Annotated in this window: 2 rRNA genes; both read right to left on the reverse strand. The window is 52.8% G+C overall.

Features of this window, described 5'->3' with window-relative positions:
- Positions 1–30: 30 nt before the first annotated feature.
- Positions 31–146, reverse strand: a 5S ribosomal RNA gene (gene rrf, locus DN062_RS18385).
- Positions 147–260: 114 nt separating this feature from the next.
- Positions 261–955: ribosomal RNA gene (locus DN062_RS18390) — 23S ribosomal RNA — on the reverse strand; the annotation flags it as partial.

A 955-nucleotide genomic window follows, 5' to 3' on the forward strand; every position in this document is an offset into this window, starting at 1 on the left:
TCATGGAATCAGGGGCTTCTCTAAATAAATGCCTGGCGATGACCTACTCTCACATGGGGAAACCCCACACTACCATCGGCGATGACGCGTTTCACTTCTGAGTTCGGAATGGAGTCAGGTGGTTCCACGTCTCTATGGTCGCCAGACAAAACTGGTAACAATCTAAACTAATCGAAATAGAATTCTTTGTCTTGATGAATACAAGCTTCAACCGTCGTATCAATCGTCATAACTCATCAACCAAACGCCTTCGGCGTTATATGGTCAAGCCTCACGAGCCATTAGTACAGGTTAGCTCAACGCCTTACAACGCTTACACACCCTGCCTATCAACGTCCTGGTCTCGGACGGCTCTTTAGGGGCCTCTAGGGCCCAGTGAGATCTCATCTTGAAGGGGGCTTCCCGCTTAGATGCTTTCAGCGGTTATCCCGTCCGAACGTAGCTACCCGGCAATGCCACTGGCGTGACAACCGGAACACCAGAGGTTCGTTCACTCCGGTCCTCTCGTACTAGGAGCAACTCTTCTCAAATCTCAAACGCCCACGGCAGATAGGGACCGAACTGTCTCACGACGTTCTAAACCCAGCTCGCGTACCACTTTAAATGGCGAACAGCCATACCCTTGGGACCGGCTTCAGCCCCAGGATGTGATGAGCCGACATCGAGGTGCCAAACACCGCCGTCGATGTGAACTCTTGGGCGGTATCAGCCTGTTATCCCCGGAGTACCTTTTATCCGTTGAGCGATGGCCCTTCCATACAGAACCACCGGATCACTAGAACCTGCTTTCGCACCTGCTCGACGTGTCTGTCTCGCAGTCAAGCACCCTTCTACTCTTGCGCTCATTGGCTGATTTCCGACCAGCCTGAGGGTACCTTCGTGCTCCTCCGTTACTCTTTGGGAGGAGACCGCCCCAGTCAAACTACCCACCACACAATGTCCTCGATCCCGATAA

Source organism: Nitrincola tibetensis (assembly GCF_003284585.1).
Taxonomy (GTDB): domain Bacteria; phylum Pseudomonadota; class Gammaproteobacteria; order Pseudomonadales; family Balneatricaceae; genus Nitrincola; species Nitrincola tibetensis.